This window comes from Stenotrophomonas sp. YJH_SMC_6 (assembly GCF_059371335.1).
Map to the genome: position 1 here is coordinate 41,168 of NZ_JCAFUM010000016.1, position 25,283 is coordinate 66,450.

20 protein-coding genes are annotated in these 25,283 nt (G+C 66.9%); 7 read left to right on the top strand and 13 right to left on the bottom strand.

Annotation, left to right across the window (positions count from 1 at the left end; genetic code table 11):
- Window positions 1–45: 45 nt before the first annotated feature.
- The gene (locus tag AC5P9N_RS17975; RefSeq protein WP_005409272.1) at window positions 46–1,929 is read right to left on the bottom strand and encodes an ATP-binding cassette domain-containing protein; all 1,884 of its coding nucleotides are present in this window, start codon (window positions 1,927–1,929) and stop codon (window positions 46–48) included.
- 150 nt (window positions 1,930–2,079) lie between these two features.
- On the bottom strand, window positions 2,080–2,955 hold the full coding sequence (locus AC5P9N_RS17980; RefSeq protein ID WP_111189185.1) for a LysR family transcriptional regulator: 876 nt from the start codon (window positions 2,953–2,955) through the stop codon (window positions 2,080–2,082).
- A 102-nt stretch (window positions 2,956–3,057) separates the two neighbouring features.
- Here AC5P9N_RS17980 and AC5P9N_RS17985 point away from each other — a divergent pair, with 102 nt between their 5' ends.
- Together AC5P9N_RS17985 and dbpA are read left to right on the top strand one after the other, a co-directional pair.
- Window positions 3,058–4,137 (top strand): YeiH family protein, encoded by a 1,080-nt coding sequence (locus AC5P9N_RS17985; RefSeq protein WP_012479937.1) that lies wholly within the window; start codon window positions 3,058–3,060, stop codon window positions 4,135–4,137.
- 152 nt (window positions 4,138–4,289) lie between these two features.
- On the top strand, window positions 4,290–5,666 hold the full coding sequence (gene dbpA, locus AC5P9N_RS17990; RefSeq protein WP_012479936.1) for an ATP-dependent RNA helicase DbpA: 1,377 nt from the start codon (window positions 4,290–4,292) through the stop codon (window positions 5,664–5,666).
- 174 nt (window positions 5,667–5,840) lie between these two features.
- On the opposite strand, the gene AC5P9N_RS17995 is transcribed toward dbpA, so the two are convergent.
- The 4 genes from AC5P9N_RS17995 to AC5P9N_RS18010 form a co-directional block, all read right to left on the bottom strand.
- A complete protein-coding gene (locus AC5P9N_RS17995; protein WP_005409268.1) occupies window positions 5,841–6,377 on the bottom strand; it encodes an adenine phosphoribosyltransferase in 537 nt (178 codons plus the stop codon).
- Window positions 6,378–7,049: 672 nt separating this feature from the next.
- Window positions 7,050–8,615 (bottom strand): protein adenylyltransferase SelO, encoded by a 1,566-nt coding sequence (locus AC5P9N_RS18000; RefSeq protein ID WP_099484490.1) that lies wholly within the window; start codon window positions 8,613–8,615, stop codon window positions 7,050–7,052.
- 32 nt (window positions 8,616–8,647) lie between these two features.
- Entirely contained in the window at window positions 8,648–9,337 is a 690-nt protein-coding gene (locus tag AC5P9N_RS18005; RefSeq protein ID WP_099484489.1) for a glutathione S-transferase family protein, read from the bottom strand.
- Between the two features lie 183 nt (window positions 9,338–9,520).
- Window positions 9,521–9,730 (bottom strand): cold-shock protein, encoded by a 210-nt coding sequence (locus tag AC5P9N_RS18010; RefSeq protein ID WP_004153307.1) that lies wholly within the window; start codon window positions 9,728–9,730, stop codon window positions 9,521–9,523.
- Between the two features lie 301 nt (window positions 9,731–10,031).
- On the opposite strand from AC5P9N_RS18010, the gene AC5P9N_RS18015 reads away from it, so the two are divergent.
- On the top strand, window positions 10,032–10,520 hold the full coding sequence (locus AC5P9N_RS18015; RefSeq protein ID WP_024958678.1) for a YaiI/YqxD family protein: 489 nt from the start codon (window positions 10,032–10,034) through the stop codon (window positions 10,518–10,520).
- A 6-nt stretch (window positions 10,521–10,526) separates the two neighbouring features.
- Here the strand turns inward: AC5P9N_RS18015 and AC5P9N_RS18020 are convergent, their stop codons facing one another.
- Window positions 10,527–11,405: a pseudouridine synthase gene (locus AC5P9N_RS18020; protein WP_099484488.1), complete on the bottom strand. Its 879-nt coding sequence runs from the start codon at window positions 11,403–11,405 to the stop codon at window positions 10,527–10,529.
- A 125-nt stretch (window positions 11,406–11,530) separates the two neighbouring features.
- Between AC5P9N_RS18020 and AC5P9N_RS18025 the strand changes: the two genes are divergently transcribed.
- From AC5P9N_RS18025 to AC5P9N_RS18035, 3 genes are all read left to right on the top strand, one after another.
- On the top strand, window positions 11,531–12,079 hold the full coding sequence (locus tag AC5P9N_RS18025) for a YaeQ family protein (RefSeq protein WP_005409263.1): 549 nt from the start codon (window positions 11,531–11,533) through the stop codon (window positions 12,077–12,079).
- Window positions 12,076–13,260, top strand: a complete 1,185-nt coding sequence (locus AC5P9N_RS18030) for a BaiN/RdsA family NAD(P)/FAD-dependent oxidoreductase (protein ID WP_005409262.1) — start codon at window positions 12,076–12,078, stop codon at window positions 13,258–13,260. The genes AC5P9N_RS18025 and AC5P9N_RS18030 overlap by 4 nt, the downstream gene beginning before the upstream one ends.
- 91 nt (window positions 13,261–13,351) lie before the next feature.
- On the top strand, window positions 13,352–15,421 hold the full coding sequence (locus AC5P9N_RS18035) for an EAL domain-containing response regulator (RefSeq protein ID WP_005413024.1): 2,070 nt from the start codon (window positions 13,352–13,354) through the stop codon (window positions 15,419–15,421).
- A 106-nt stretch (window positions 15,422–15,527) separates the two neighbouring features.
- Here AC5P9N_RS18035 and fabV read toward each other — a convergent pair whose 3' ends face one another.
- The 6 genes from fabV to queA form a co-directional block, all read right to left on the bottom strand.
- Window positions 15,528–16,787, bottom strand: coding sequence for an enoyl-ACP reductase FabV (gene fabV / locus AC5P9N_RS18040; RefSeq protein ID WP_005413023.1), 1,260 nt, complete (start codon window positions 16,785–16,787; stop codon window positions 15,528–15,530).
- Between the two features lie 875 nt (window positions 16,788–17,662).
- The gene (secF, locus tag AC5P9N_RS18045; protein ID WP_005409259.1) at window positions 17,663–18,643 is read right to left on the bottom strand and encodes a protein translocase subunit SecF; all 981 of its coding nucleotides are present in this window, start codon (window positions 18,641–18,643) and stop codon (window positions 17,663–17,665) included.
- Window positions 18,644–18,659: 16 nt separating this feature from the next.
- Window positions 18,660–20,516, bottom strand: coding sequence for a protein translocase subunit SecD (secD, locus tag AC5P9N_RS18050; protein WP_043035689.1), 1,857 nt, complete (start codon window positions 20,514–20,516; stop codon window positions 18,660–18,662).
- Window positions 20,517–20,577: 61 nt separating this feature from the next.
- Window positions 20,578–20,922 (bottom strand): preprotein translocase subunit YajC, encoded by a 345-nt coding sequence (gene yajC / locus AC5P9N_RS18055; protein ID WP_005409257.1) that lies wholly within the window; start codon window positions 20,920–20,922, stop codon window positions 20,578–20,580.
- Between the two features lie 133 nt (window positions 20,923–21,055).
- Window positions 21,056–22,186, bottom strand: coding sequence for a tRNA guanosine(34) transglycosylase Tgt (gene tgt, locus AC5P9N_RS18060; protein ID WP_099484006.1), 1,131 nt, complete (start codon window positions 22,184–22,186; stop codon window positions 21,056–21,058).
- Window positions 22,187–22,363: 177 nt separating this feature from the next.
- Window positions 22,364–23,431, bottom strand: coding sequence for a tRNA preQ1(34) S-adenosylmethionine ribosyltransferase-isomerase QueA (gene queA / locus AC5P9N_RS18065; protein WP_012479927.1), 1,068 nt, complete (start codon window positions 23,429–23,431; stop codon window positions 22,364–22,366).
- A 211-nt stretch (window positions 23,432–23,642) separates the two neighbouring features.
- Here queA and AC5P9N_RS18070 point away from each other — a divergent pair, with 211 nt between their 5' ends.
- Window positions 23,643–25,139, top strand: a complete 1,497-nt coding sequence (locus AC5P9N_RS18070) for an aminotransferase class III-fold pyridoxal phosphate-dependent enzyme (RefSeq protein WP_005409254.1) — start codon at window positions 23,643–23,645, stop codon at window positions 25,137–25,139.
- The last annotated feature ends 144 nt before the right edge of the window (window positions 25,140–25,283 follow it).

Below are 25,283 nucleotides of genomic sequence, written 5' to 3' on the forward strand. Positions count from 1 at the left end.
ATTCTCGACTCGATCAACCGGCGCACTGCTGGCGCCGACCGATACTCAGCCTTCCAGCTCTTCCCAGCGCGCGTAAGCGGCATCCAGCTCGGCCTGCACCTTCGCCAGCTGCTGCGTGTGCGCGGTCACTTCGGCGCTGCTGCGGGTGTAGAACGACGGGTCGTTCATCGCCGAGGTCAGGCCTTCGACATCGCCTTCCAGCTTCTCGATGGTCTTCGGCAGCTGCTCCAGTTCGCGCGCTTCCTTGTAGGCCAGCTTGCGCTTGGGTGCGGCCGGAGCTGCGGTAGCCGGGGTGGCCGGCGCAGCGGCCGCCGGCTTGGCCGCAGGGGCCGCGGCAGGCGCTGCGATGCTGGCCGCATAACGCTGCCAGTCGCTGTAGCCCCCGACGTACTCGCCGATCACGCCGTCGCCTTCCATCACCAGCGTGGAGGTCACCACGTTGTCGATGAAGTCACGGTCGTGGCTGACCAGCAGCAGGGTGCCGGTGTATTCGCCCAGCAGCTCTTCCAGCAGCTCCAGCGTTTCCACGTCAAGGTCGTTGGTCGGTTCGTCCATCACCAGCAGGTTGGACGGCTGCGCGAACAGCTTGGCCAGCAGCAGGCGGTTGCGCTCGCCACCGGACAGGCGGGTAATCGGCGCACGCGCACGTTCCGGGGTGAACATGAAGTCCTGCAGATAGGCATGCACATGCTTGCGCTTGCCGTTGAACTCGAGGAAATCGCGGCCTTCGGCGACGTTCTCGATCGCGCTCCAGTCTTCGCGCAGCACCGCGCGGTACTGGTCGAAATACGCGATCTGCAGGTTGGTGCCGGCGTTGACTTCGCCCTTGGCCGGCTGCAGTTCGCCCAGCAGCAGCTTGAGCAGCGTGGTCTTGCCGCTGCCGTTGGGACCGATCAGACCGATGCGGTCGCCGCGCATGATGGTGGTGGTGAAATCGCGGACCATGGTGCGCTCGCCGAAGGCGAACGAAATGTCCTTGACGTCGATGACCTTCTTGCCGGAACTGACGCCCTGTGCGGCTTCCATCTTGACGTTGCCGCTGAGGTCGCGACGCTGCGAACGCTCCACGCGCATCGCCTTCAGGCGGCGCACGCGGCCTTCGTCGCGGGTGCGACGGGCCTTGATGCCCTGCCGGATCCAGACTTCTTCCTGCGCCAGCAGCTTGTCGAAGCGGGCGTTCTCCTGCGCCTGCGCGTTGAGGCGCTCTTCGCGGCGGCGCTCGTAGTTGGCCCAGTCGCCTGGCCAGCTGGTGACCTGGCCGCGGTCGATCTCGACGATGCGGGTGGCCAGGGCACGCAGGAAGCGACGGTCATGGGTGACGAACACCACGCTGCCGCTCCAGCCCTTCAGGAACGCTTCGAGCCAGTCGATGGCCTCGATGTCCAGGTGGTTGGTCGGTTCGTCCAGCAGCAGCACATCGGGGCTGGACACCAGCGCGCGGGCGAGCAGCACGCGGCGCTTCATGCCGCCGGACAGGCGGCCGAACTCGGCCTCGCCATCCAGGTCGAGCTTGGTCAGGGTTTCGCTGACGCGCTGGTCCAGGCCCCAGCCGTTGGCGGCATCGATCTTGGCCTGCACGTTGCCGAGGGCTTCGCCATCGAAGACTTCGGCATGGCTGAGGTGGTGGAATTCGGCCAGCCACTGGCCCAGCTCGCCAAGGCCGTCGGCGACGACGTCGAACACCGAGCCGGCCGCGCCGTGCGGCACTTCCTGCTCCAGGCGGGTGACGCGCACGCCCTGCTGCACGCGGACTTCGCCGTCATCGGGCTTGTGGTCGCCGGACAGCAGCTTGAGCAGGGTGGATTTGCCGGCGCCGTTGCGGCCGATCAGGGCGATGCGTTCGCCCGGCTCGATCGACAGTTCGGCCTTTTCCAGCAACAACGGGCCGCCGACGCTGAAGTCGACGTTCTGCAGAGTAATCAGAGGCATCCGGATATTGTACGGGTTGGGGGCGTCGGCCGGGTTGCACCCGCCACCCGCAGTAGTGCCGGCCGCTGGCCGGCAACTTCAACGGCAACGTGAAAAGCTGGTTTCCTGTGGGATGGCGGGATGGTTGGAATCGACTGGGGATCTGATGGCTTATTCCACGTCCCCCAGCAGCGCCTGCAACCCCGGCAGCCACTGCTTGCCGGGATGCCGTACCAGCCACAGGGTGCGCCGCAACGGAGGCAGCGGCGTCTCGAGCACGCGCAGGCGGCCCAGGGCCAATGGCTCTTCCAGCGCGTGACGCGAAAGACAGGCCAGGCCGAGGCCGGCGATGGCGGCCTGCTTGATTGCTTCGGTGTTGCCCAGTTGCAGGGTCTGGGCGAAGCCACGCAGGTGCGGCAGCAGCGCCTGTTCGACAGCTTCGCGGGTGCCGGAGCCTGGCTCGCGCAGCAGCCAGCGTGCGCGGCGCAGTTCGTCCAGCGACCAGCTGGCGGGGGCATCGGCGGCAGCCACGATCACCAGCGAGTCCTGCTGCCACGCGGTCACCTGCAGGCCGCGCTCGTGGCACGGGCCTTCGATCAGGCCGGCGTCCACGTCCAGGCGCTGCACGGCAGCGACCACGCCGGCACTGTTGTCGATGCGCAGGTCGACCTCGGCCTGCGGCGCCTGGCGCAGCAGTTCGGCGATGCGTGGCGGCAGCAGGTAATTGCCGATGGTGGTACTGGCGGCCAGCACCAGCCGCAGCGGTGCCCCCTGCGATGGGTCGCCGCCGGCGGCCAGCTGACGCTCCAGGTCGGCGGCGTTGACCAGCAAGGTGCGCGCCGGCTCCAGCAGTGCGCGGCCATGCCCGTTCAGCGCCAGACGGCGGCCGATGCGGTCGAACAGCGGGGTGCCGAAGTGTGCCTCCAGCTCCTGCAGGGCCGCGCTGCTGGCCGACTGCGAGAGCGCAATGGCCTGGCCGGCAGCGGTGGTGCTGCCATGGTCGGCGATGGCGACGAAAACCTGCAGCTGGCGCAAGGTCAGGCGCATGGCACTTACCTTCTTGATGGGTAGGTTTCACCCATATTATTCGTTTTACAGGTCAGCGACAGACGCGCACGCTTGCCCCATCACTCAAGCCCTGCCCCTGCCATGAATGCCCCTGCCCTCTCCCCCTGGTCCCTGCCCGCCTTGCGCCAACGCTGGCAGCCGCGTCTGCCCGGCCTCGTGCTGGTAGGCCTGATCGCCGCGGCGTCGCTGTATCTGGCCGAGCTTCCGTGGCTCCAGGCGCACGGCTTGAGCGCGCTGACCGTGGCGATCGTCGCCGGCATCGTGGTCGGCAACACCTTCTACCCGCGGCTGGCACCGGGCAGCGCGGCCGGTGTCGGCTTTTCCAAGCACTGGCTGCTGCGCGCCGGCATCGTGCTGTACGGGTTGCGCCTGACCTTCCAGGACATCGGCCATGTCGGCGTCACTGGCGTGCTGATGGACGTGCTGGTGGTTGCCAGTACCTTCGGCCTCGCCTGCTGGCTGGGCGTGCGCGTGTTCAAGATGGAGCGCGAGGCAGCCATGCTGATCGGCGCTGGCAGCGCGATCTGCGGTGCGGCAGCGGTGATGGCCGCCGAGCCGGTGGTGCGTGGCCGCGCTGCGCATGTCACCGTCGCGGTCTCGACGGTGGTGGTGTTCGGCACGCTGGCGATGTTCCTGTACCCGGCGCTGTATGCGCTGGTGCAGTCGCACGGCTGGCTGGCGATGGACGCGCGGCAGTACGGCCTGTTCACCGGTGCGACGGTGCATGAAGTGGCACAGGTGGTGGCGGCCGGCCGTGCGGTCAACGAAGCGGCAGCTGACACGGCGGTGATCACCAAGATGGTGCGGGTGATGCTGCTGGCGCCGTTCCTGATCGCGCTGTCACTGTGGCTGGCGCGTGGCGGCAAGGCCAGCGCCGATGGCAGCAAGGCGCGCATCGTGGTGCCGTGGTTCGCGTTCGGTTTCGTGGCCGTGGCCGGTTTCAACTCGCTGCATCTGCTGCCGGCCGGCCTGCAGGCCGGGCTGGTGCAGCTGGACACGGTGCTGTTGGCGATGGCGATGGCCGCGCTGGGCCTGACCACCCACGTCTCGGCGCTGCGCCAGGCAGGCCTGAAGCCGCTGCTGCTGGCACTGATTCTGTTCGCCTGGCTGCTGTTCGGCGGCCTGGCAATCCACCAGGGTGTGCTGGCGGTGCTGGGCTGATCAGGAGCGTGCCGACCAGGGGCGGCACATACCAGTAGATCCACGCCGTGCGTGGATGACGACTCCGACGGGGTCAGAGCCCTTTCCTGCGGAAAGGGATCCGTCCCCACCCCATTAGGCGGGACCGGCCGTGCAGGCAGGTACAATGCGCCATGACTGACTTCTCGACCCTGCCGCTGAGCCCGGCCCTGCAGCCCGGCCTGGATGCCCTCGGCTATACCACCCTCACCCCCGTGCAGGCGCAGAGCCTGCCGGCCATCCTGAATGGCCGCGATGTAATCGCACAGGCACCCACCGGCAGCGGCAAGACCGCCGCCTTCGGCCTGGGCCTGCTGCAGTCCATCGACCCCAGCCTGATCCGCGTGCAGGCGCTGGTGCTGTGCCCGACCCGCGAACTGGCCGACCAGGTCGGCAAGCAGATCCGCAAGCTGGCCACCGGCATCCCCAACCTGAAGCTGTTGCTGCTGGTCGGCGGCGTGCCGCTGGGCCCGCAGCTGGCCTCGCTGGAAGGCCATGACCCACACGTTGTGGTCGGCACGCCCGGCCGCGTGCAGGAGCTGGCACGCAAGCGCGCGCTGAATCTTGGCGCGGTGCGCACGCTGGTGCTGGACGAGGCCGACCGCATGCTCGACATGGGCTTCGAGGAGCCGATCCGCGAGATCGCCGGCCGCACCCACAAGGACCGCCAGAGCCTGCTGTTCTCGGCCACCTTCCCCGACAGCATCCGCGCCATGGCGCGTGACCTGCTGCGCGATGCGGTGGAAGTGACCGTGGAAGGCGCCGACCAGGCACCGGCCATCCGCCACCTGTTCTGCGAGGTGGAACCGGCGCATCGCCAGAAGGCGCTGGCCGGCCTGCTGCTGAAGTACACGCCGGAATCGGCGGTGGTGTTCTGCAACACCCGCAAAGACGTGGACGAAGTAGCCAACTCTCTGCAGCAGTTCGGCTTCTCCGCGCTTGCCCTGCATGGCGACATGGAACAGCGCGACCGCGAGGAAGTGCTGTTGCTGCTGGCCAACCGCAGCTGCAACGTGCTGGTGGCCAGCGACGTGGCCGCACGTGGCCTGGACGTGGAAGATCTGGCGGCAGTGATCAATTACGAGCTTCCGACCGACGTGGAAAGCTACCAGCACCGCGTCGGCCGTACCGGCCGTGCCGGTGCCAGTGGCCTGGCGATCAGCCTGGTGGCCGGCCGCGAGAAGACCCGCGCCGAAGCCATCGAAGCGCAGATGGGGCAGCCGCTGGACTGGCAGAAGACGCCGCTGGCAACCTCGCGCCCGGCCGAACTGCCGCAGGCCGCGATGCGCACGCTGCGGATCGACGGTGGCAAGACCGACAAGCTGCGCCCAGGCGACATCCTCGGTGCGCTGACCGGTGATGCCGGCCTGTCGAGCAAGTTCATCGGCAAGATCGCGATCTTCCCGACCCGCTCCTACGTGGCGATCGCGCGCGAGCAGGCCAACAAGGCCGTGGCGAAACTGGAAGCCGGCAAGATCAAGGGCCGTCGTTTCCGCGTGCGGATGATGTGATTGAAGCAGCGTTGCCAACCACGGTTGGCAATGATCTGACCTGGTAGTGGCCAACCTTGGTTGGCCCATCCGTGGCGTCAATCGCGAAAAGCGCTGCCAACCAAGGTTGGCAACTACCGGTTCCCGGCCATTCGCTCTGGTAGATGCCAACCTTGGTTGGCACCTGCCCTTCGATCAGAACACGAGTTCGGTGTGCAGCGGCAGATCCGATTCCCAGCGGGCGCGACCACCCAGGCCGTCCAGTTCGACCAGTACGCCGGCACCGACCACGTCAACGCCCAGGCGGCGCACCAGCGACAGCGCAGCGACCAGCGTGCCGCCGGTGGCCAGCACGTCGTCGATGATCGCCACGCGGGCCCCGGCCGGCAGGGCGTCGGCGTGCACTTCGATGCAGTCACTGCGGTATTCCAGCGTGTATTCCTCGCGCAGCACCTGTCCCGGCAGCTTGCCCGGCTTGCGCACCGGCACGAAGCCCACGCCCAGTTCCAGCGCCATCGCGGCGCCGAGGATGAAGCCACGCGATTCGATACCGATCACCGCGTCCAGCTTCTGGTCGCGCCAACGGTCGGCCATCGCGGTGATGGCACCGCGGAAGTCCTCGCTATGGGCGAGCAGCGGCATGATGTCCTTGAAGAGGATGCCGGGCTTGGGGAAGTCGGCGATGTCGCGCAGGCGGGAGGCCCACTGCGGAGCGACGAGGGCGTCGGTCATGTCACGTTGGCTATCTGATGGCGGCATAGGGTACCTGTTCCGGGCGCCGGCTGCCTGTTGGGGGTGTTCGGCCGGGCTGCGCCCGGCACCTGCAGAGGCTTCAAGCAACGGCAACGGCAACGGCAGAAGCGGGTTTCCTGTGGGATGGCGGGGTGGGTCCGGTGGCGGGGGCCGCTGCAAGTACGTCCATGTAAGCTCGGTCGCCGCATCCATGCGGCTCACGCCCCCGCAACCGGACCCACCCCGCCTTCGACAGTTTCCTGCGACCTGTCGTAGATCCACGCCATGCGTGGATGAATCTTCATCGAAATCGAATATTTCGAGAATTGAACAAAAAGCATCCACGCATGGCGTGGATCGACCGTGTCGACCAAGGTCGACACCTACCCACAGCAACGGGAATCTGTCGGAGGCGGGGCGGTGTCGGAGTGCGGGGTGTCAGCCGCATGGGCCCGAGGCATGCCTCGGGCGGGTTGGGCAGGACGCCCAACCCCGGTCTTGCCGTGTGCGCAGGAAAGCGCACACGAGCAAGCGGCTGCCAAGCCTACACGGACGTACTTGCGGCGTCCCCGCACTCCGACACCGCCCCGCCAAACCACGGAATCCAGCTTTTGCTCTGGCTGTTGACCTGGCCTCTGCGGGTGCAGGGCGCAGCCCTGCCGAAACCCACCCTCAGGAACTGCAGGACAACATCGAGCAGCCGGCGCGGTTGTCGGCCCACGCCGGCCGCTTGCCGGCATAGTGCTCCAGGCCGGCGCGCTCGGTATACGGATCGCGCAGCACATCCTGTAACGCATGAACACCGCCGAGGTCGCCCTGTTCGGCGCGATCGATGGCCTCCTGCGCCAGCCAGTTGCGCAGCACGTACAGCGGATTGGCCGCGGCCATCTTCGCCGTGCGCTCGCTGGCCGACAGCGGATCCACGCGCAGCCGCGCCGCGTAATCCTGCAGCCACTGCTGCAACGGTGCCTGCACCGACTGCTGGCGTGCCTCGTCGTAGTACACCGCGTCCAGCACACCCACATCGGGCGACGCTGGATCAACGCGCATCAGCGCGCGCCAGGCCAGGGTCATGTCCATTGCGCCGTCCTGCATCAACTGCTGCCAGCGCAGGTAGAACTGCAGGTCTTCATCATCCGCCGCAGCCAGGCCGAGTTTCGCTGCGGCATCGCGACGGGTGCAGGCGACGAAGGTGGACTGGTACGCGGCCAATCCTGCCTGCAACGGTTCGACATCGGCGAACAACGGTGACAACGCCTGTGCCAATCGGCTCAGGTTCCAGTACGCCACCTGCGGCTGTGTACCGAAGCGGTAGCGACGCCCCTGGGCATCGGTGGTGTTCGGTGTCCAGTCCGGGTCGAAGTCCTCGACCCAGCCATAAGGACCGTAGTCGAGCGTGAGGCCGAGCACGGACAGGTTGTCGGTGTTCATCACGCCATGCACGAAACCGACGCGCATCCAGTGCGCGATCATCTCGGCAGTGCGCACCGCGATCTGCGCGAACCAGTCGCCGTACAGCGCCTCACCCTGCCCTTCGAGCTCCGGAAAGTCGCGGGCGATGCACGCGTCGACCAGCTGCCGCAACAAGGCAGTTTCGCCGCGTGACGCTGGCAGTTCGAATGAACCAAAGCGCAGGAACGAGGGCGATACCCGGCACACGATGGCGCCGGGCTCGGCACGCGGGTGGCCGTCGTAGAACATGTCGCGTACCACGTCTTCGCCGGTGCCGACCAGCGACAGCGCGCGCGTGGTCGGTACGCTCAGGTGATGCATCGCTTCGCTGCACAGGAATTCACGGATGGATGAGCGCAGCACTGCGCGGCCATCAGCACCCCGCGAATACGGCGTGGGACCGGCACCCTTCAGCTGCAGTTCCCAATGACGGCCATCCGGTGCGACCAGTTCACCCAGCGAGATCGCGCGGCCGTCGCCGAGCTGGCCCGCCCAGTGGCCGAACTGATGGCCACCGTAATTGGCCGCCCACGGCTGCATGCCGGCGTACAGCGCATTGCCGCCGAACACCCGCGCGAAGCCTTCGCTTTCGACTTCAGCGGTATCGAAGCCGAGCATCGCGGCGACGTCCGGCGCCCAAGCCAGCAGCGTAGGCGCCGCCACTGGAGTCGGCATCACCGGCGACCAGGCCGCGCCCAGCACTTCGCGGCGGCGCGGGCCGGATTCGGGGTCGCCCGGCAGGGTGTGCAGCAGGCGGTTGTCGAAACGGGGGCTGTCGGTATCCATGGTGCTGAAGATGGGGACGACCGCCGCCCGCCTCAATTGCCGCTGAGCGCCTGCAGATGACCGCCGTGGGCCTCGGCACGCTGGTAGGCCGGGCGCTCGCCGATACGCTTGAGGAAGCCACGCAGCGCCGGCTTGTCGTCGAGGCCACCGCCGCGCGCGGCGGCCGCCTGGATCGGGAAGCTCATCTGGATGTCGGCCGCACTGAAGCGTTCGCCGGCGAACCATGGGCTTTCAGACAGGCGGCGCTCCATCCAGTCCAGGTGCAGTTGTCGCTGCGGGCCGATGAAGCCACGCTCGGCCTTGTCGGCCATGCTGCGCGCAATCGGGCGGGCGAAGAACGGCATCGGCGCGTTGCGGATGCGGCCCATCACCAGGGTCAGCAGCAGCGGCGGCATCGCCGAGCCTTCGGCGTAGTGCAGCCAGTAGCGGTAGGCGATGCGCTCGGCGCCATCGGCCGGCATCGGTGACGGCGACAGCTGGCGTTGGGTGTCATAGCGATCCGCGAGGTAGTCGAGGATGGCACCGGACTCGGCCAGTATCAGCTCGCCATCCTGCAGCACCGGCGACTTGCCCAGCGGATGCACGTTACGCAGTTCGGGCGGTGCCAGCAGCGTCTTCGGATCGCGGGGATAACGGCGCAGTTCGTAGTCCAGCCCCAGCTCCTCCAGCATCCACAGCACACGCAGGGAACGGGAGTTTTCCAGGTGGTGGACGATGCGCATGGGGATGATCCTTGGGGAGGCCTGCATCGTACCGCGCCAGCTGCATGCCCTTTGTAGAGTCGAGCGTGCTCGACTGCTTTCCAGAGACAGTCGAGCACGCTCGACTCTACAAAGCAGCAGGCAATAAAAAACGCCGGAAGCTTTCGCTTCCGGCGTTCTGGCTACCAAACGGTAGCAGACGGATTAGACCGCCTGCACCTGGTCAGCCTGCATACCCTTCTGGCCCTGGACGGCGATGAAGGTAACCTTCTGGCCTTCCTGCAGGGTCTTGAAGCCGGTGCCCTGGATGGCACGGAAGTGCACAAACAGGTCCGGGCCGCTTTCCGGGGTGATGAAGCCGAAGCCCTTGGCGTCGTTGAACCACTTGACGGTGCCGGTCTGACGATCAGACATTTGACTAACTCCTGAAACACATGTTGAAAAAATCGCAGCCACCGGGTATCGGGGCCGAGACTGAGTTGCAGGCGTTGGTAAAGCGGATCGATGAGCGGATCGTGAGATCAACTGCACCAGGCCACGATTCACGGTGACCCTAGCAAACACAGTGGGACGAACGATACGCGTGTTTTCTGCAAAAAGCGATAGCCCGGACGTTCATCGGCTGGCCCCGCCCGCTAGACGTGACAAGGGCTGGCAGCCGATCGAGGCTAACCCCGAGTCCCCATTCAGGATTTTCCTACCCTACACTGGGTAAATGACTGAAGCTGAAACCCAAGCTGAACCCGCGCTCCCCCGCATCTGGGTGGACGCGGACGCCTGCCCCACCGTCATCCGCGACATCCTGTTCCGTGCCGCTGAACGCGTTGGCATCGAACTGACCCTGGTTGCCAACCAGTGGATCCGCACCCCGCCCTCACGCTGGCTGCGTTCGATCCAGGTGCCCCAGGGCCTGGACGTGGCCGACAGCGCCATCGTCGAACGGGTCGCTGCCGGAGACCTGGTCGTCACCCAGGACATCCCGCTGGCCGCGCTGGTGCTGGAGAAGAAGGCTGTGGCGCTGAACCCGCGCGGCCAGCTGTACACGCCGAACAACATGGCCGAGCGGCTGTCGATGCGCAATTTCATGGAAGAACTGCGCGGCGCCGGGGTCCAGACCGGCGGCCCGCCGCCGCTGGGCCAGCGCGACCGGCAGCTGTTCGCCGCCGAGCTGGACCGCTGGCTGGCGCGGCGCCCGGCCCGCTGACCCGCGCTAGCCGCCCTGCCCCCTTCGGCACAGGCGGCGCTGGCTGCTGAACCGCCGCGGTTCCCCGGTCAGCGGATCATCGAAGGCCAGCACCTGTGCCAGCAGCTGCAGTGCTGGCTCGGCGCTGCCCTCCGGCCGCGACTGCAGCTGCGGGTAAAGGTCGTCGCCCTCGATCGGTGCGCCCAGCGCGGCCATATGCACGCGCAGCTGATGCTTGCGACCGGTTTCCGGCTTCAGCCGGTAGCGCCAGACCGGCCCTTCGGCCTCGATCGGCTCGATCAGGCTGCGCGCATTGGGCTCGCCCGGCACTTCGGCCATGCGGAAGAACGGCTCCCCCGGCACCAGACGACTGTCCCGCAGCAACGGAAACGCCAGCCCGGGCAGCGCCGGTGCCAACGCCTCATAGGTCTTCTCGATGCGCCGCTCGCGGAACAGCCGCTGATAGGCATCGCGCGTGGCTGCCTGGGTCGAGAACAGCACCAGGCCGGCGGTCAGCCGGTCCAGGCGGTGCAACGGCGCCAGTTCGGTGTTGCCGGTGCGTGCGACCAGGCGCGACAGCAGGGTTTCGCGCACATACCCACCGGCCGGCGTTACCGGCAGGAAGTGCGGCTTGTCGGCCACCAGCAGGTGCGCATCCAGATGCAGGATGGTCTCGGCGAAGGGAATCACCGGCTCGTCGGCAACCTCGCGGAAGTACTGGATTTCCAGCCCCACCTGCCAGGGCATGTCCGGCGCCAGTGCCCTGCCCTGCGCATCCTGCACACGGCCTCGGGCGAAGCGGTCCTGCCATTGCGCGCGACCGATGCGCGGGAAACGCGCGCACAGGCCATCGAGCAGGCTGGGCCAGTGGCCGGGGGGCAGCTGCAGGTGGCTGGGCAGGGTCATGGCGTCCATTCCGGCCACGGGAAAGAGCGCCAAGAGTGCCACCGTTGACACTGCGCAGACAGCCCGGCAACGGACACCCTTGGAGCAAACCTCTATCATTGACGTCTTTAGTCCACGGATCCCCCATGGCTCTTACCGCCACCATCCGCAAGGCCGAACTGCAGATCAGCGACATGGATCGCGGCTACTACGCGACCCACAACCTGACCCTGGCCCAGCACCCGTCCGAGACCGACGAACGATTGATGGTGCGCCTGCTCGCCTTCGCGCTGAACGCCGGCGACCGCCTGGAATTCGGCCGCGGCCTGAGTACCGACGATGAGCCGGACCTGTGGGAACACGACTACACCGGCGACATCCTGCAATGGATCGACCTGGGCCATCCCGACGAATCCCGCATCCGCAAGGCCAGCAACCGCAGCCGGCAGGTGCAGGTGGTGAATTACGGCGGCAACGCCTCGGAGATCTGGTGGGGCAAGCAGGGCAAGGGCCTGGCGCGCTTCGACAACCTGTCGGTGGTTGACCTCGATGGTGCCTTCGTCGAACTGTGGGGACAGCAGATCCAACGCGCGATGCGCTGGAGCGTGCTGATCCAGGACGGTGAAGTGCAGCTGCTCAACGATCAAATGCAGCTCGACGTGGTCCCGAACTGGCGCAAGCGCGCCAAGGCATGAGCACGATCCGTTGCGACGTGGTGGTCATCGGCGCCGGCGCGGCCGGGCTGATGACCGCGATCACGGCTGGCCAGCGCGGCCGCCAGGTGCAGGTGATCGACCATGCCAACAAGGTCGGCAAGAAGATCCTGATGTCCGGCGGTGGCCGCTGCAACTTCACCAACACCGGCACCACCCCGGCCAACTTCCTGTCGGCCAACCCGCACTTCTGCAAATCGGCGCTGGCGCGCTACACGCCCTGGCACTTCATCGAGCTGGTCAGCAAGCACGGCATCGCCTATCACGAAAAGGAGCTGGGCCAGCTGTTCTGCGACATCTCGTCCAAGCAGATCGTGAAGATGCTTGTGGACGAATGCCAGGCGGCCGGTGCCCAGATCCGCACCGAATGCAGCGTGCAGCGCATCGAGCACGGCAGCGACGGGTTCCGCGTGCACACCACGCAGGGCCTGTTCCACTGCGCCTCGCTGGTGGTTGCCACCGGCGGCCTGTCGATTCCGAGCATGGGCGCCACCGGCTTTGGCTACGAGATTGCTCGCCAGTTCGGCCATCAGGTGCTGCCGACCCGCGCCGGGCTGGTGCCGCTGACACTCAGCGGCAAGCACCAGGAACGGCTGGCTGATCTGAGTGGTGTCGCCCTGCCGATCGAGGCGCGCTGCAACGGCAAGAGCTTCCAGAACTTCATGCTGCTGACCCATCGCGGCGTGAGCGGCCCGGCGATCCTGCAGATCTCCTCGTTCTGGCAACCCGGCGATGCGCTGGAGCTGGACCTGCTGCCCGGCCAGGATGCCGGCGAGTGGCTGCGCCAGATGAAGCGCGAGCGCCCGGCCGCCGAGCTGCGCACGGTGCTGGCCGAGGTACTGCCGAAGCGGCTGGCGCAGCGCCTGTGCGAGCACTGGCTGCCCGACCGGCCCGTGCGCCAGCTGGACGAGCCGGTGCTGCGCCAGGCCGCGCAGCTGCTGGGCGCGTTCCCGCTGGTGGCCAGCGGCACCGAGGGCTATCGCACCGCCGAAGTCACCCTGGGCGGCGTGGATACAGCTGAGGTGTCGTCCTCGACGATGGAATCCAAGCGCGTACCCGGCCTGCATTTCGTCGGCGAGGTGCTGGATGTGACCGGCTGGCTGGGCGGCTACAACTTCCAGTGGGCTTGGGCCAGCGGCCACGCGGCCGGTGGCGTGGTGTGAACCAGATCGCCGTTCGATGCGTGCAAGGGGCGCGCGCATGGACGGTTCGCCGCGCATCGTGTATCTAGATTCGCAGATTGGGGAGCAGTGCATGCAGAACGCGAACGACATCACCATCCGCCTGCTGATCGTCGATGACAGCGGCGAGAATGCCGAAGCCATCGTCAGCACGCTGCGCAACAGCGGCATCGCGGTGCGCCCTTGGCGTCCACAGGATGCGGCCGAGCTGTCCCAGGTGCTGTCCAGCCAGGCCATCGACCTGGTGCTGGCGTCGCCCTCCCAAGGGATCCCGCTGCCGCTGGTGGCCCAGCATATTGCCGCCAGCGGCAAGGACATTCCGCTGGTGCTGCTGGCCGATCGCATCGACGAGGACGAGCTGGTGCAGGCCAGCAGCCACGGCATCCGTGCCCTCGCCCTGCGCCAGCGCTCCGAGCATCTGTTGGCCGTGGTCCGCGACCAATGGGTGGACCTGCAGGCCCGTCGCGGCCTGCGCCGCATCGAGGCGCAGATGCGCGAGACCGAGCGCCGCTGCGATGCGCTGATCGCATCTTCGCGCGATCCCATCGCCTACGTGCACGAAGGCATGCACATCCGCGCCAACGATGCCTACCTGGAAATGTTCGGCTACGAGCAGTTCGACGACATCGAAGGCATTTCGCTGCTGGACATGGTCGCCGCGCAGCATGTGGAAGGCTTCAAGCAGCTGCTGAAGGGCCTGAGCCGTGGCGAGGCGCCGCCGCCGCAGTACCAGCTCGATGCCCGCCACGAGGATGGCAGTACGTTCGCGGCAACCATGGAATTCACCGCCGCCACCTACGAAGGCGAATCCTGCCTGCAGGTGGTGCTTCGCCGCCGCATGGAGTTCGATCCGGAGCTGGCCCGCGAGGTCGAGGACCTGCGCCAGCGCGATCAGGTCACGGGCCTGCTCAACCGCCCGACCTTCATGCTGCAGCTGGAAAGCGCAGTGGCACAGGCCGGCCGCAGCGAAGGCCAGTTCGGCCTGCTGCTGATCGAGCCGGACCACTACGCGCGCCTGCTACCGGACATCGGCCTGGCCTCGGCCGACGCGCTGATCGGCGCCCTTGCCGGCCTGCTGGCCGAGGTCGTTGGCGAGGACGCGCAGCTGGCCCGCTTCGGCGAACACAATTTCGCCGTGCTGCAGGCCGGGCCCTACGCGCAGACCGTGGCACTGGCCGAGCGCATCCGCGAAGCCTACGCCGCACACGTCTTCAGCATCGGCGCGCGCTCGGCGACGGTGACGGTCAGCATCGGCGGCGTGCAGGTGGGCGAGAAGATCGCCAGCATCGGCCAGGTGCTCGCACGCGCCAGCGAGTGCACGCATGCCGCCGCCGAACTGGGCAATACCTGCCGCATCTTCGACCCGGCTGCGGCCGACCGCGTCGAGGAAGAACGCGTGCTGCGCTGGGTCACCCGTATCCGTGAAGCACTGGCCGGCGACGGCTTCCAGCTGCACTACCAGCCGGTGCTGAACCTGCAGGGCGAGCCGCTGGAGCTGTACGAGGCCTACCTGCGCCTGGAGCACAACGGCGAACTGCTGAGCCCGACCGCGTTCCTGGGCATCGCCGAGGAGTACGGCCTGCTGGCGGAGATCAACCGCTGGGTGGTTTCGCAGGCCATCGCCGTACTGGGTCAGCGCGCACGCCAGGGCCACGCCACCCAGGTACTGGTGAAGGTGACGCCGGAATCGTTCGACGACCCAGAGATGATCGCCACCCTGCGGCGCGAGCTGCAGGCGCAGGGCGTGCCCGGCGAACGGCTGTGGCTGCATGCGCCGGAAGCGAAGGTGTTCACCCACCTGCGCAGTGCGCAGCAGTTCCTTGCCGAAGTGGCGCCACTGGGCTGCCGCATCGGGCTGGAGCAGTTCGGTTCGGGATTGGACTCGTTCCAGCTGCTCGCCCACTTCCAGCCGCAGTTCCTCAAGCTGGACCGCGGTTTCACCAGCGATCTGGCGGCCACCCGCGAGAACATCGACCGCATCAGCCAGATCACCGCACGTGCGCAGGAGGCCGGCATCCGCACCATCGCCGAGTTCGTCAGCGACGCCAATTCGATGACCCTGCTGTTCAGTGCCGGCGTGGATTACGTGCAGGGCGACTTCGTCGGCCCGGCGCTGCCGGAGATGGGGTTCGAGTTCGGGTGACCGCGGTAGTGCCGGCCGCTGGCCGGCGTCCTTGGTCCCCAGGGTTGCCGGCCAGCGGCCGGCCCCACCAAAAGAAAAGGCCGGCTTTCGCCGGCCTTTTCATTGATCAGGTCATGTCGACCAGATTGTCGATCTTCACGTCCGGATTGACGTCGGCCTCGTAGTCGACACCCTCCACGCCAAAACCGAACAGGCGCAGGAAGTCGGCCTTGTAGCCGGCCAGGTCGCTGATCTCGTACAGGTTCTCATTGGTGACCTGCGGCCACAGCGCGACCACCTTGCCCTGCACGTCTGCCGCCATTTCCTTGTAGTCGGCACGCAGGCGGCCTTCCTCGTCGACCAGCGCGACGGTATGGCCATCGCCATCGACCAGATCGTGGCGCAGGCGATCGATCGCCACGCCGTCGGCCTTGCCGCCGTAGAGGATGTCGTACAGCACGTCCAGCTGCTCAATGCAGCCTTCGTGGGTGCCCTTTTCCTTCATCACCTTGAACAGGAGCGACAGGTAGAGCGGCATGGTCGGAATGGCCGAGCTGGCCTGGGTGACCACGGCCTTCAGCACCGACACGCGCGCGTCGCCGCCGATTTTCGCCAGCTTCTCGCGCAGGCCCAGCACCTTGGTGTCCAGGTCCTTCTTGGCGGCGCCGATCGAGCCGTTCCAGTAAATCGCCTGGGTGATCTCTTCGCCCACGTAGGTGAAGGCCGTGGTGGTGCAGCCGTTGGCCAGCACGCCGGCGTCGGCCAGCGCGTCGATCCACATCTGCCAGTCTTCGCCACCCATCACCGCGACGGTGCCAGCGATCTCTTCCGGGGTAGCCGGCTGCAGGGTGGTTTCCGTGATTACTTCCTTGTCGGTATCCAGGCCGCGCAGGGTGATCGGCTCGCCGATCGGCTTCAGCGTGGAGCTGATGACTTCACCGGTCTTGGGGTGCTTGCGACGCGGCGCCGCCAGGCTGTAGACGACCTGATCGACCTGGCCGAGATCGGCCTTGATCATTTCGATGGTCTTCGCCTTCACTTCATCGGAGAAGGCATCGCCGTTGATGCTCTTGGCGTACAGGCCGGCTTCGTCGGCGTACTTGTGGAACGCAGCCGAGTTGTACCAGCCCGCGGTACCCGGCTTGCTCTCGCTGCCCGGGCGCTCGAAGAAGATGCCCAGGGTCGCGGCGCCGCTGCCGAAGGCAGCGGTGATGCGCGCAGCCAGACCGTAGCCGGTGGAGGCGCCGATCACCAGCACGCGCTTGGGGCCGTTCTGGATCGGCGGACGCGCGCGGATGTAGTCGATCTGCTGCTTGACCGCGGCCTCGCAGCCGGTCGGGTGGGTGGTGACGCAGATGAAGCCGCGGACGCGCGGTTTGATGACCATGGATACCTCGGGTTGGCAGATGCGGCGCACGGGGCGCTCAGCAGGAATACGGGTGCGCGCCTGCGCGCGCGAACCGCAGGATCGTAGTGCGCGGGGGCCGAATGCACAACCGACGCTGGCGTAGGGTGGTGTTTCTTTTGCAGGGTTGCACCCTGCACCCGCGGTAGTGCCGGCCGCTGGCCGGCAACCTCAACAGCAACGTCAAAAGCTGGGTTCCTGTGGGTTGGCGGGGTGGGTCCGGTTGCGGGGGGGCGCTGCAAGTCCCCCTCCGGGGCCCGGCCCAGCCGCTGGCGGCTGTGCGTTCGGGCGCTTGCGAAGCAGTGCTTCGCAAGCAAAGCGCCCTCACCCATGTAAGCTCGGTCGCCGCTTGCTCGTGTGCGCTGTCCTGCGCACACGGCAAGACCGGGGTTGGGCGTCCTGCCCAACCCGCCCGAGGCATGCCTCGGGCCCATGCGGCTCACGCCCCCGCAACCGGACCCACCCCGCCTTCGACAGATTTCCGCGATCTGTCGGGACAGCATTCTTCTCTGGTGGGTGTCGACCTTGGTCGACACGGTAGATCTGATTCCAGTTTGATTATCGATATCTGACAGATGTGTCGACCAAGGTCGACACCTACCAACAGCCGCCGGAATCTGTCAGAGGTGGGGCGGTGTCGGAGTGCGGGGTGTCAGCCGCATGGATGCGGCTGCCAAGCCTACACGGACGTACTTGCGGCGTCCCCGCACTCCGACACCGCCCCGCCCAACCACGGAATGCACGCTGTTGCTGTTGCCGGCCAGCGGCCGGCACTACCGCGGGTGCAGGGCTGCACGCCCTGCACACAAAAAACCCCGCTTGCGCGGGGTTCTCTGTGTGCTGCGTGCAGCAGGCGTTTACGGGCGACGGGCCAGGGCCTCGACGTCCTTCGCCTTCGGCAGCAGGTCCTGCTTGCTGACGCGCAGGAAGCCGATCGTCAGCATCGGCACCGCCACCAGGATCGAGGACAGCACCACGATCACCGCACCGATCATGTGCGTCTCGGCCAGGCCTTCCATCGAGCTGCCGCCGTACATGTACAGCGCCAGCGCCGACAGGAAGAACATCACCGCGGTGATCACCGTACGCGACAGCGTCTGGTTGATCGAACGGTTCAGCACTTCCATCGAGTCCACGCGCAGGCTGCGGAAGTTCTCGCGGACGCGGTCGAAGACCACGATGATGTCGTTGATCGCAAAGCCCATCACCGACAGCAGGCCGGCCAGCACGGTCAGGTCGAACTCACGACCCAGCAGGGACACGTAAGCGACCGTCACGATCAGGTCGAACATCGCCACGATGCTGGCGGTGACCGCGAACTTCCACTCGAAGCGCACTGCGATGTAGATCAGGAAGCCGGCCAGCATGAAGATGGTGGCGTACAGGCCATTCATCGCCAGATCCTTGCCGATCTGCGGGCCGACGAACTCGTTGCGCAGCACGGTGGCCTGGTTGTCGGCAGAAGACAGCGCCTTCACCACGGCGGCAGCGGTGGCCTTGTCCTCGGCGGCGGCGTCACCGGTACCCGGCGCATGCTCACCGTGCGGGGCCAGGCGGATCAGCAGGTCGGTGTTGCCACCGACGCTCTGGACCTGGGCGCCTTCGAAGCCACTCTGCTCGAGCTTGTTGCGGACCTGCTCGACGTCCACCGGCTTGTCGAAGCGGGCTTCGATCAGGGTGCCACCGGTGAAGTCCAGCGCGTAGTTGAAGCCCTTGATGCCGATGATGGCGACCGAGGCCAGGAACACCACGATGGTGACTGCCATGGCGACATGGCGCCAGCGCATGAAGTCGATCTTGGTGTCGTTCGGGAGGATGTGCAGCGGAAACAGTTTCATTGTGCGTGTCGTCCCGTCAGATGGCCACGTTCTGGAGCTTCTTGCGACGGCCGTAGATCAGCGTCGCCAGCGCACGCGACACGGTGATCGCGGTGAACATGGAGGCGAAAATACCGATGATCATGGTCAGTGCGAAGCCCTTCAGCGGACCGGTACCGAATGCGAACAGCGCCACACCGACGATCAGGCCGGTCAGGTTGGCGTCGAGGATGGTGCCCGAGGCACGCTCGTAACCGGTCACGATCGCGGTCTTGCCCGGCACGCCGGCACGCAGCTCTTCACGGATACGCTCGTTGATCAGCACGTTGGCGTCCACCGACAGGCCGACCGACAACGCCAGGCCGGCGAAGCCCGGCAGGGTCATGGTCGCGCCAAACAGCGACATCACCGCCACCACGATCAGCAGGTTGAACAGCATCGCGATCGAGGTGATCACACCGAACATGCGGTAGTACACGCTGAAGAACACCAGGGTGAACAGGAACGCGAACACCACTGCGCGCATGCCGTTCTTGACGTTCTCGGCGCCGAGGCTCGGGCCGACCACACGCTCTTCGACGAAGTCCATCGGCGCGGCCAGCGAGCCGGACTTCAGCAGCTTGGCCAGGTCGTCGGCTTCCTTCTTCTGCAGGCCGGTGGTCTGGAAGTTCTTGCCGAACACGCCGTTGATGTTGGCCACCGAGATCACTTCCTCGTTGACCTTGAAGCCACGCACTTCCTGGCCGTCAACCAGGGTCACGGTCGGCACGCGTTCGGTATACACCACCGCCATCGGCTTGTTCACGTTGGCGCTGGTGAAGTCGAACATGCGCTGGCCGCCGACGTTGTTCAGCGTCACGCTGACCGCCGGGGCACCGCTGGTGGAGTCGGTCACCGCCTGCGCGCCGACCATCTGGTCGCCGGTGACGATCACGCGCTTGTTCAGCAGGATCGGACCGCCGCCGTCACGGCGCTGATAGACCTTCGCTTCCGGCGGGATGCGGCCGGAGTCGATGGCGTCCTGGGCATTGCCCTCGACCACCGCGCGGTATTCCAGGGTGGCGGTGGCGCCGATCATGCGCTTGGCTTCGGCAGTGTCCTGCACGCCGGGCAGCTGCACGACCACGCGGTCGGCACCCTGGCGCTGGATGATCGGCTCGGCGACGCCGAGCTGGTTCACGCGGTTGCGCAGGGTGTTGATGTTCTGCTCGATGGCGCCATTGGCGATCTGCGCGATCTCGGTCTCCGGCACGGTCACCGTGATTCGGTTGCCGCTGACGTCGTAGCCGAGCGTCGGCTGCGCCTTCACCAGCGCCGCACGGGCACGCTGTGCGGCGTCATCACCGGCGGACGGGCTCAGGTTGGCCACGATGCTGTTGTCCGCGCGACGCTCCACCGACTGGTACGCGATGCGCGCGTCACGCAGGGTGCTGCGCACGTCTTCGGTGTAGGCGTCCAGGCGCTTGTCGAGGGCGGCCTTCTGGTCGACCTGCAGCACGAAGTGCACACCACCCTGCAGGTCCAGGCCCAGCACCATCGGGCGACCGCCGAGGTTGGCCAGCCAGTCCGGCACGGTCGAGGCCAGGTTCAGGGCCACGGTGTACTTTTCGCCGACGGTGTCGCGCAGGGCGTCGCTGGCAGCGGACTGCGCCTTCAGGTCCGGCAGGCGGACAATCAGGCTTTCCCCTTCCTTCTCGACACCGACGGGGGTGACTCCGGCCGTCTTCAGGTCGGCCAGCACACGGTCGCGCAGCGCATCGTCGATCTGCCCGCCACGGTTGGCGGTGATCTGGAGGGCCGGGTCCTTCTGGTAGATGTTGGGCAGCGCGTACAGCGCGCTGAGCGCCAGTACGATCAGGATGACGACGTACTTCCAGCGTGGAAATTCGAGCATTGCTTGGGTCCCGCGCGGCGCCATCCCCGGCGCCGCGGTTGTGCATCGGAAAGGGAGTGGCTTACTGGGCCGACTTCAGGGTACCGGCCGGCAGCACGTTGCCGACAGCGCCCTTCTGCACGCGGATGCGCACGTTGTCAGCCACTTCAATGGTGATGAAGTTGTCGCCGATGTCGGTGACGATGCCGGCGATGCCGCCGTTGGTCAGCACTTCATCGCCACGCTTGATCTTCTCCAGCATGGCCTTGTGCTCCTTCTGCCGCTTCATCTGCGGGCGGATCATCAGGAAGTACATGATGGCGATCAGGATGACCGGAAACAGCAGCGTGGTCAGGCCCATGCCCTGCGGTTGGCCGCCGGCGGCCTGGGCGTGGGCGGCGGGAATCAGGAAAGCAAGCAGGTTCATCGTTGGTCCTTTGGTTGGGCGGCGCTTCGGCCCTTTCACGGGCACGAGGTGTCGACCGCGGATCTGGGTCAGCCTTGAAGTATGCCACGGCCCCGGGCGTTCGTCCTTGGGCCGTTTGGCAGGGGCGTTCGGGTTACAGGGGCGGGGCCACCGCCCCGCGTGCCGCGTAGAAGGACTCGCGGAAGGCCAGGAAGGTTCCCGCCTCGATGGCCGCGCGGATGTCGGCCATCAGCTTTTCGTAATAGAACAGGTTGTGCAGGGTACCGAGCATCGGCGCCAGCATCTCGTTGCAGCGGTCCAGGTGGCGCAGGTAGGAACGCGTGTAACCGCCGGTGCAGGCCACGCAGCCGCAGCCCGGCTCGATCGGGTCCATGTCCCGCGCGTACTGGGAATTTCGGATGCGAACGGTGCCGAACGAGGTGAAATAGTGGCCGTTGCGGGCGTTACGGGTGGGCATCACGCAGTCGAACATGTCCACGCCACGTGCGACACCCTCGACCAGGTCCTCCGGCCGGCCCACACCCATCAGGTAGCGCGGACGGTCGCTTGGCAGCTCCGGGTCCAGGTGGTCGAGCATGGCGTTGCGCTCGTGCTCCGGCTCGCCCACAGCCAGGCCGCCGATGGCATAGCCGTCGAAGCCGATCGCCTGCAGGGCCTCGGCCGAGCGGCTGCGCAGGTCGGTGTGCACGCCGCCCTGGACGATGCCGAACAGGGCCGCGTCATTGCCCAGCTCGTCATGCGCGTTGCGGCTGCGCTGGGCCCAGCGCAGGCTCAGCTCCATCGACCGGCGCGCCACATCCTCGGTGGCCGGGTACGGGGTGCACTCGTCGAAGATCATCACCACGTCCGAATCGAGCATCTTCTGGATCTTCATGCTCTCTTCCGGGCCCAGGAACACACGGGCGCCGTCGGTGGGCGAGGCAAAGGTCACGCCCTGCTCGGTGATCTTGCGGCGGTGGGCCAGCGAGAACACCTGGAAGCCACCGGAGTCGGTCAGGATCGGGCCATCCCAGCGGCAGAAGCCGTGCAGGCCGCCGTGGTCGGCGATGATGTCCAGGCCCGGGCGCAGGTACAGGTGGAAGGTATTGCCGAGGATGATCTCGGCGCCCAGCGCACGCACCTGGTCCGGCAGGATGCCCTTGACCGAGCCATAGGTCCCGACCGGCATGAAGGCCGGTGTTTCCACCGTGCCACGCGGGAAGGTCAGGCGACCACGGCGGGCACGGCCGTCGCGGGTCTGGAGCTGGAACTGCAATCGGGACATGGAGCGGTCGTTCAGGCAAATAGTTGCCTATTGTCTCCCAAAACCGGGCCGGCCGCCCATTCAGGCCGGAACGGCACGGCAGTAGAGCCACGCCATGCGTGGCTTTCCTGGTCTCCAGGCACCTGCAAGTGCGCACCAACGGTGCGCACCCACCACAAGCAGGCAGAGGTCAGCGCCCTACCCCGCCTGCGGGAACAGCAGCATCGCGTCGCCGTAGCTGAAGAAGCGGTAGCGCTGCTCGATCGCGTGCCGGTAGGCCTCGAACACGCGCTCCTTGCCGGCGAACGCGGAGATCATCATCAGCAGCGTGCTTTCCGGCAGGTGGAAGTTGGTCACCATCGCGTCGACGCTGCGGATGCGGTAACCCGGGGTGATGAAGATCTGCGTTTCGCCGGCAAACGGCAGCAGCTCGCCGTCGCGCATCGCGCTTTCCAGCGCGCGCACCACGGTGGTGCCGACGCCGATCACGCGGCCGCCGGCGGCGCGCGTGCGCCGCACCTGCTGCACCAGCTCGGCACCCACGTTCAGCCACTCGCGGTGCATCACGTGGTCCTTCAGGTCATCGGCACGCACCGGCTGGAAGGTGCCTGCACCCACGTGCAGGGTGACGTGCCCGAACTCCACGCCCTTGTCCTTCAGTGCGGCCAGCAGCGGTTCGTCGAAATGCAGGCCGGCGGTCGGCGCCGCCACCGCCCCCACTTCGCGCGCGAACACAGTCTGATAGCGCTCGCGGTCGTCCACGCCCGGCTCGCGCTGGATGTACGGCGGCAGCGGCAGGCGGCCGGCATGCAGCAGCCACTGTTCCAGCGATTCCGGCACATGGAACTGCAGTACGTAGAACTCGCCATCGCGGCCCAGCACTTCTGCTTCACCGCCGGCATCCAGCGCGATGCGGCTGCCGGCCTTCGGTGACTTGCTGGCGCCCACCTGGGCACGTGCCTGCTGGCCGCCCAGCAGGCGCTCGATCAGTATCTCCACGCGGCCGCCGCTGGCCTTCTGCCCGAACAGGCGCGCCGGGATCACCCGGGTGTCGTTGAACACCAGCAGGTCGCCCGGCTGCAGCAGCGACGGCAGGTCGCGCACCTGCAGATCGGTGAAGGCATCGGGCGCCGGCGGTACCAGCAGCAGGCGGCTTGCGGAACGTTCGGCCAGCGGGGCCTGCGCGATCAGTTCAGCCGGCAGGTCGTAATGGAAATCAGACTTCTTCAAGGCAGTGGGCGGCAACAGGTCGACAATGGCGCGCATTGTACGTCCAGCGTCTGCGAGCCGGCGTGCTTCGCGGCGAACGTCGCGGAAAATGCTGCTATGCAGCAGGTTTCTGCGGGGTTATCGCGCAAAAAAACAAGTGCTAGCATCGAGCCGGAAGTCCGCTGCACGAGCCTGCCCCCAAGCGCGCGTGATGACGCGCGTTTTGCTTTTGAAGACCCGTGCGACCCATTGTTTCAGGAGATCTGCAATGAGCTTCATCGAACGCCTCGCCCCCCTGCGCAGCCAGCCCGGCACCCGTCTCACCACCGGGCTGGACGATGCCACCCTGACCGCCCTGTCCGCCAACCACCCGCAGCTGATCGCCGCGGTGGACGCCGCTGCCGAGGAATTCGCGCGCGTGCAGGCCGACCTGGGGCCGCTGCTGGCGCAGGACGAACAGGCGCAGATCGACGCGATGCAGGACGGTTTCGTCAATTTCTATGCCGATGACGCGGTGACCCCGTACGTGGCACTGGCTGCGCGCGGCCCATGGGTGGTCACCCTGAAGGGCGCCGTGCTGTACGACGCCGGCGGCTACGGCATGCTCGGCTTCGGGCACACCCCTGACGCCGTGCTGGAGGCGATGGCCCGCCCGCAGGTGATGGCCAACATCATGACCCCCAGCCTGTCGCAGCAGCGTTTCATCACCGCCCTGCGCGCCGAGATCGGCCACCGCCGTGGCGGCTGCCCGTTCGCCCGTTTCATGTGCCTGAATTCCGGTTCCGAAGCGGTTGGCCTGGCCGCGCGCATCGCCGACGTCAACGCCAAGCTGCAGACCGACCCGGGTGCGCGCCACGCTGGCGCTGCGATCAAGCGCGTGGTGGTCAAGGGCAGCTTCCATGGCCGTACCGATCGCCCTGCCCTGTATTCCGATTCCAGCCGCAAGAGCTACATGCAGCACCTGGCCAGCTACCGCGGTGAGGACTCGGTGATCACCGTGGCGCCGTACGACGAAGCCGGCCTGCGCAAGGTGTTCGAGGACGCCGCACGCAACCAGTGGTTCATCGAGGCGGTGTTCCTGGAACCGGTGATGGGCGAAGGCGATCCGGGGCGTTCGGTGCCGCCGTCGTTCTATGCCGTTGCCCGCGAACTGACCCGTGCCCACGGCAGCCTGCTGCTGCTCGACTCGATCCAGGCCGGCCTGCGCGCGCATGGCGTGCTGTCGGTGGTCGATTACCCGGGCTTCGAAGGCCTCGACCCGCCGGACATGGAGACCTATTCCAAGGCCCTCAACGCCGCGCAGTACCCGCTGTCGGTGCTGGCGGTGACCGAGCATGCCGCGCAGCTGTACCGCAAGGGCATCTATGGCAATACCATGACCAGCAACCCGCGTGCGCTGGACGTGGCCTGCGCCACCCTGGCCCAGCTGACCCCGCAGGTGCGCGCCAACATCGCCGAACGCGGTGCCGAGGCCGTGCGCAAGCTGGAACAGCTGAAGAACGAGCTGGGCGGGCTGATCACCAAGGTGCAGGGCACCGGTCTGCTGTTCTCCTGCGAGCTGGCCCCGCAGTTCAAGTGCTACGGTGCCAACTCGACCGAGGAATGGCTGCGCCAGCACGGCATCAACGTGATCCACGGCGGCGAGAACTCGCTGCGCTTCACCCCGCACTTCGGCATGGACAGCGAGGAGCTGGACCTGCTGGTGGGCATGGTCGGCCGCGCCCTGCGTGAAGGCCCGCGCCGCGAGCAGGCCGCTGCCGCGTAAGCCTGCTTGGCGTTTGTAGAGTCGAGCCGTGCTCGACTCGGCCTTTGCCGCGATCTGAACGAAGATCAGCCGAGCATGGCTCGGCTCTACAGAAGGGCTCATAATCCAAGGACACCCCGTCCCCGACCGCCCTGCGGTTGGCGA

Excerpts from the sequence above, each read along its gene's own strand:
- AC5P9N_RS18020 (WP_099484488.1), bottom strand. The coding sequence starts at position 11,405 with ATGACCCTGCCCAGCCACCTGCAGCTGCCCCCCGGCCACTGGCCCAGC.
- AC5P9N_RS18030 (WP_005409262.1), top strand. The coding sequence starts at position 12,076 with ATGAGCACGATCCGTTGCGACGTGGTGGTCATCGGCGCCGGCGCGGCC.
- AC5P9N_RS18070 (WP_005409254.1), top strand. The coding sequence starts at position 23,643 with ATGAGCTTCATCGAACGCCTCGCCCCCCTGCGCAGCCAGCCCGGCACC.
- AC5P9N_RS18000 (WP_099484490.1), bottom strand. The coding sequence starts at position 8,615 with ATGGATACCGACAGCCCCCGTTTCGACAACCGCCTGCTGCACACCCTG.
- tgt (WP_099484006.1), bottom strand. The coding sequence starts at position 22,186 with ATGTCCCGATTGCAGTTCCAGCTCCAGACCCGCGACGGCCGTGCCCGC.
- AC5P9N_RS18015 (WP_024958678.1), top strand. The coding sequence starts at position 10,032 with ATGACTGAAGCTGAAACCCAAGCTGAACCCGCGCTCCCCCGCATCTGG.
- AC5P9N_RS17985 (WP_012479937.1), top strand. The coding sequence starts at position 3,058 with ATGAATGCCCCTGCCCTCTCCCCCTGGTCCCTGCCCGCCTTGCGCCAA.
- secD (WP_043035689.1), bottom strand. The coding sequence starts at position 20,516 with ATGCTCGAATTTCCACGCTGGAAGTACGTCGTCATCCTGATCGTACTG.
- AC5P9N_RS17980 (WP_111189185.1), bottom strand. The coding sequence starts at position 2,955 with ATGCGCCTGACCTTGCGCCAGCTGCAGGTTTTCGTCGCCATCGCCGAC.
- AC5P9N_RS17975 (WP_005409272.1), bottom strand. The coding sequence starts at position 1,929 with ATGCCTCTGATTACTCTGCAGAACGTCGACTTCAGCGTCGGCGGCCCG.
- AC5P9N_RS18010 (WP_004153307.1), bottom strand. The coding sequence starts at position 9,730 with ATGTCTGATCGTCAGACCGGCACCGTCAAGTGGTTCAACGACGCCAAG.
- dbpA (WP_012479936.1), top strand. The coding sequence starts at position 4,290 with ATGACTGACTTCTCGACCCTGCCGCTGAGCCCGGCCCTGCAGCCCGGC.
- AC5P9N_RS18005 (WP_099484489.1), bottom strand. The coding sequence starts at position 9,337 with ATGCGCATCGTCCACCACCTGGAAAACTCCCGTTCCCTGCGTGTGCTG.
- queA (WP_012479927.1), bottom strand. The coding sequence starts at position 23,431 with ATGCGCGCCATTGTCGACCTGTTGCCGCCCACTGCCTTGAAGAAGTCT.
- secF (WP_005409259.1), bottom strand. The coding sequence starts at position 18,643 with ATGAAACTGTTTCCGCTGCACATCCTCCCGAACGACACCAAGATCGAC.
- AC5P9N_RS18035 (WP_005413024.1), top strand. The coding sequence starts at position 13,352 with ATGCAGAACGCGAACGACATCACCATCCGCCTGCTGATCGTCGATGAC.
- AC5P9N_RS17995 (WP_005409268.1), bottom strand. The coding sequence starts at position 6,377 with ATGACCGACGCCCTCGTCGCTCCGCAGTGGGCCTCCCGCCTGCGCGAC.
- fabV (WP_005413023.1), bottom strand. The coding sequence starts at position 16,787 with ATGGTCATCAAACCGCGCGTCCGCGGCTTCATCTGCGTCACCACCCAC.
- yajC (WP_005409257.1), bottom strand. The coding sequence starts at position 20,922 with ATGAACCTGCTTGCTTTCCTGATTCCCGCCGCCCACGCCCAGGCCGCC.
- AC5P9N_RS18025 (WP_005409263.1), top strand. The coding sequence starts at position 11,531 with ATGGCTCTTACCGCCACCATCCGCAAGGCCGAACTGCAGATCAGCGAC.